We start from the raw sequence: 5,357 nt of genomic DNA on the forward strand, positions 1-5,357 counted from the left end.
ACGTATAAGGTTCGGTCTGGGGTGATCGGCGCTGTTTGCTTGTTAATGGTTATTTCTTTTTTTTGTAATGTTTTATTTATTAACAGTGAGCCAGAGTTTACTTTCTATTCACCTATTACTCGTTTTTGGGAACTGGCTATTGGCGCATTTTTAGCTGTAATTATAAATTGCAAATCAGAGTCGAACTTATTGCGTATTGCAAAAAACGTAACTAGTTGGATTAGTAAGAGCAAAGTACGAAGTGATATCTGTTCGCTTTTTGGAAGCGCTCTTTTAATACTTGCCGTTTTAATTACTAGTAAAAGTGAACAGTTCCCAGGATGGTATGCTCTCCTACCGACATTTGGAACATTTCTTATTATTTTAGCTGGTCCGCACGCAAATGTTAACAAGTACCTCCTTTCATCAAAACTTATGGTATGGATTGGACTTGTTAGTTTTCCACTATATTTGTGGCACTGGCCTGTTTTTGTTTTTGCGAAAGCTCACCTTGGGCAAGTTTTAAATACTGAAATCCAACTAATACTTGTGATTGTTAGTTTTATTCTTGCATTTATAACTTTCCGATTTGTTGAAAGGCCTTTACGTTTTAGCTCTTCTAAAAGAAACACTGCTTTTACACTGCTAACCATTATCGCATGTATTTCGTTAGTTTCCGTATATGTATTTAATAAAAAAGGTCTAGCAAGCAGGTTTCCACCAGTGGTACAAAATATTATTAATCATACMGATGTAGATGCAACAATACATTGGAGGGTCGGAACCTGTCACTTATTACCAAAGCAAGATTATAACAGTTTTTCTGCATGCGAATCAGAACCTAAAGATAGTAGTGGAAAACCGACTTTATTAGTATGGGGGGACTCTCATGCTGCTCACTTATATCCAGGACTATTTATAAGTCTATCGGAAAGGTACAGAATAATTCAGAAGACAGCGTCAACTTGTCCACCAATTTTTCATATGGATATCCCGGTTAGTCCAAATTGCGGGGGGGTTAATGACGAGATGCGTAAATTTATAATTAACGAACGGCCTGATAGAATAATGCTAGCAGCAGCATGGGATGTTTATGATTGGAATCAGTTATCTTCTACTATAGAGTGGCTTAAAGAAATTGAAATACGTCATATTGACCTTGTTGGTCCTGTGCCTAGATGGCTAGATTCATTACCAAGGCAATTACTAGTTTACTTTATGAGTAATGGACAGAAACAAATTCCAGTTCGTATGAAAAATGGGTTAAAGCCGTATGTAATGAGTTTGGACCATGATATGTCGCAGTTTGCTAAAGAGCATAATATAAATTATCTATCTCCGACCCAAATATTATGTAACTCAGATGGGTGTTTGACTCGTGTAGGAAAAGAAAACATGTCAATAACAGCGTTTGACAGCTCTCATTTAACGGAAGATGGTGCGAAGTATGTAGCTTCACAATTCAACTTAACAAACTAATCGCTCTCTTTGGAGCAAAATTATTGAAGAATAAATGATGGATAGAATAAGAATGAGCACTTTTACGTCTGAAGAAAAAGAACAAGATCCGATTGATCTTACAATTGTGATTCCTTGCTTAAATGAGGCTGAGAATATAGTAGGGATTTTAGATAGTGTTGCTAACGCATTAGTAGGTCAGAAATTTTCTTCTGAAGTAATCGTCGTAGATGATGAGAGTGATGATGAAACTTTAACGCTCGCTAATCAATGGGCTATTACTCATAAGAAAGAACTGCCTGTAAGGGTGATTTCGCGTTCTCTAAAGCGGAGAGGTTATGGTGCGGTAGTACGCTATGGTGCTGCGCACGGTTCTGGGCGCTATTGTATTTTTGTTTCTGCCGATATGGTTGACCCTATCCACCTCATACCACAATTGTATGAAGAAATGGAAAAAGGAGCTGTTTTAGCTCAGTGTTCGAGGTATTTAAATGCTGGTGATGATCATACAATTCCTTTTAAATATCAGTTTTTTCAATTTTTCTTTCGTAGAGGCGTACGAGTTGCTTTAGGTGAATATATTCCAGATTCAACTTATGCCTTTAAAATGTTCAGACGACGAGAAACACTCGGCGTAGGACTGAGCCAAAATCGATTCAGTATAAGTCCTGAGATAACCTTCAAGTCGATATTAATGGGAGGAGAGGTGAAGTATATTCCTGGGGCCCAAGGGACACGAGCGTTTGGTGTTTCAAAATTTATATTTAGGAAAGAAGGCTTTGGCTATACATACTGTCTTATCAGAGCTCTTCTACATAGAATGAAATTGATTTATTGGTTTTGATAAGGCTCATAGAATCAAAAGTTAGGGGGCTGATACCTCCTAATTTCATTCCGTTATAAATTTACTAATTAGTGATTTAAATGATATACCAAGCCATTAAAATAAATAATTATAAAACACTAGTTGAAGGTGTGTTTTTTTCTGCAATATTGATTCTCATGGTCTTTCCTGATGTTATTTTTAATGAAGGTAGTTTGAGAATAACGGATCAGATATTCGGATATAAAGTAAGCTCTCTAATAGAATTTGCACGAACAACTGGTTGGTGGGGAGGTTACCACGATAACGGAGGTGCTTCTTTCCAAGCTGAACCTATGATGGAATTTATGCTGCATTCTATCTCAGAGGGGCAGTCTCCTTATTGGAACCCCTATTCATCTGGTGGTGCTTTAGGGCCAGAAACTTTAGTTGATCAAAAATTCTCACTTTTGACAATTTTATATGCGATATTAGGAGGAGGCAGCTTGATATATAATATAATATCAATGCTAGTTTACTTTTTTTCATTGCTATTTATGTATTTAATCGTGAGAAGCGTCCTAAAGTTTTCAATTTTATCTTCGGTTGCTGGTTGTGTATTCTTTCTGTTAAATGGATTCTCTGTTGCAAATATGGGGTCAAATATAATACAAAGTTACTTTTATATTCCCATGTGTATCTATTTTTCTTTTATTTTGTTTGAACGCTTTACAAGCGTAAGAGTCGTTGCTGTTATTTTGTCTTTTGCTATATTACTGTCCTGTACATTTATGCCAACGACAATTACTTCTTTTTTGTCCATTTATACGATTATTATTGGTTTTTTGTTTTCTAGGCTATATAAGTCTGATGGGTGGAGGGGCGTCTTTAAGTATCTTTTACAGCATGTTTTTTTAGTTGTACTTTCCGTTTTATTAGTATCATTTATCTATTTTCCAATATTCGAAAATATATCTAGCTCAGGTACTATTTCAGATTATTCAAAGAGGATTTTCTTCCCTTTATATTTCCCAAACGCCATCTCCTCATTTTTCTCTCCATCTCATTTCTTTGAATCATATAATGCAATGGAGCCAGGAGCCTTGTACTGGATTGGTTCGAGGAGCTTTCCTGGGAATACTGTCTATCATTTGGGTATTGTCGGGATTTCTTTGTTAAGTTGTGCTTTCCTAGTTAAAGGAAACAAGTATAACTATCTTGTACTATTTAGTCTTATTACCATTCTACTAGTTTTATGTAGGATGTTTGATGCACCTTTTATTGGTTCTGTTGTATCTAAACTTCCTATTATTGGTTCGCTAGGTGCTCACTATTGGTGGCCAGCTATAATAGTACCGAGTACATTTCTTATTGTTGTTGGCGTCGAAAATTTGAAATCTGGTACAGCTAAAGTAATCCCAGTAATCGCTACTTCTTTATTAGGAATTGCGGGGCTGTCTTATGTTTATAATATGTACGGACTTCAGGAGCCAAATGTTAATTTTAAATTGATGTCCCTTTATATTATTGCATTTCTGTTTGTTTTTTCTATTTTGTTAATTACTCTAATTAAACTGGAAAAATTAAAAAGTCACTCTCATTTATTATTGTTGGTTTTAGTTGTCGGGCTGTTTGTTGAGCTATTTTATTCTAGTAAGATGATGCGTCTGCAAAGAAATGACTATTTTGTAAACCCACCACATGAAATAACTTTTTTGAAGACTAATGCTAAATATTATAGAACAATGAACTTTGGACAAACTGGGTTAAGACCGGAGTTAGGTTCGGCATTTCAGATCCAAGAAATTACATCTATGAACCAAGGGGTATTACCTGAATTTCTTGATTATTATTACTCAACTATTGACTTGGAGATACCACAACGATTTGGTTACCACTCAACAATGATGCCAGATGGTGCATTTCCCACAACGTTGTTGATTAAAGATACACCTGAACTCAATAAGATTAATCTGGACAAGCTTAGCTTACTTGGAGTTAAGTACATTACTATCCCTGCACATTACAGTAACTATGCATCTTACTTTGATAATATTGGATATAGGAAAGTGTTTGATTCACCCACGTCTTTCATTTTTGAGAATACGAATGTCTTGCCTCGAGCATTTATTATTGAACCTCGATATTTGAGTGAAAATCAGAGCCTTCGGTCCGGGTATGAAAGCGCTTTGAACGAGGTAAAAATTGATAAATATGAAAATACAAAAGTAAATCTATCGGGTTACTCTGAAAATGGAGGAGTGGTTGTTTTAACCGATAACTTCCATGAAAATTGGAATGTGACCCTGAATGGAATGCAAGTCGGTATTTCTAAGGTCGAAGGGTTATTTCGTGGCGTGTTAGTTTCTAAGGGTGAATTTGAGATAAAAATGTCATACGAGCCTAAGACTTTAATCGTGTCAAAAGTAACAAGTTTATTAGTTCTAATAGCTCTATTTACTTTGCTTATATTTAGAAATCGTGTAGATACTTACCTAAGTAAAAGAGAATTTGGTGTTTCATATGTCGATTAGTAAAAGCTTTAACAAGCAAAAAATAAAACTACTGATTAAATTGTGTATCGCTGCTTCGGCTATCTACTTTTTATTTAATAGTGGGAGTCTGGATTTTTACTCCATTGTTATTGTTTTTGATTACCCTCATCTTTTTTTTCTTTCTCTAGTTTGCCTTTTTCTCGGGATTTGTCTAAGTGGTATACGGTGGTGGGTATTACTTGGAGTAACCGAAAATAATATTTCAATACGAACTGTACTGAGTATTCAGCTAATGGGAAGTTTTTTTTCTTCCTGGCTGCCAGGAGCGGCTGGCGGAGATGCTATAAAAGGGGTTTTGTTGTTTAAATTACTAGACTCTAGGCGCTCAACAGCCCTTGCCTCGATTGCTATTGATCGACTATTTGCAGTTTTTGGCCTATTTTCAATTGCGCTATGTGCGTCTTTATTTCTTAACGAATCTGATTCCAAGAACGATGTATTGGAGTTTTATTTTGATGTACTTAGTTGGGGAGCGATAGCTGGTGTGCTTCTCGTTTTTTTTGCCATGGTTCTTTTTTGGTCAGTAAGGCGCTTTTCCCTACATGCATTACTTCCAATTGCAA

General features: G+C 35.8%; 4 protein-coding genes. All 4 read left to right on the forward strand.

Annotated features, from left to right (window positions below):
* On the forward strand, positions 1-1,458 hold a 1,458-nt coding region (locus L4C33_RS19405; protein WP_428814045.1), incomplete at its 5' end, for an acyltransferase family protein.
* A 52-nt stretch (positions 1,459-1,510) separates the two neighbouring features.
* Entirely contained in the window at positions 1,511-2,281 is a 771-nt protein-coding gene (locus L4C33_RS19410; protein WP_428814046.1) for a glycosyltransferase family 2 protein, read from the forward strand.
* A gap of 80 nt (positions 2,282-2,361) precedes the next feature.
* On the forward strand, positions 2,362-4,773 hold the full coding sequence (locus L4C33_RS19415; RefSeq protein WP_428814047.1) for a hypothetical protein: 2,412 nt from the start codon (positions 2,362-2,364) through the stop codon (positions 4,771-4,773).
* Positions 4,763-5,357 (forward strand): lysylphosphatidylglycerol synthase transmembrane domain-containing protein (locus L4C33_RS19420; protein WP_428814048.1); only part of this gene is annotated, 595 nt, incomplete at its 3' end. The genes L4C33_RS19415 and L4C33_RS19420, both read left to right, overlap by 11 nt.

Origin of the sequence: Vibrio makurazakiensis (assembly GCF_050337375.1) — a bacterium.
GTDB classification, from domain to species: Bacteria; Pseudomonadota; Gammaproteobacteria; order Enterobacterales; family Vibrionaceae; genus Vibrio; species Vibrio makurazakiensis.

Bases quoted from the DNA above. Each gene is read 5' to 3' on its own strand.
- L4C33_RS19410 (WP_428814046.1), top strand. From the start codon at position 1,511: ATGAGCACTTTTACGTCTGAAGAAAAAGAACAAGATCCGATTGATCTT.
- L4C33_RS19415 (WP_428814047.1), top strand. From the start codon at position 2,362: ATGATATACCAAGCCATTAAAATAAATAATTATAAAACACTAGTTGAA.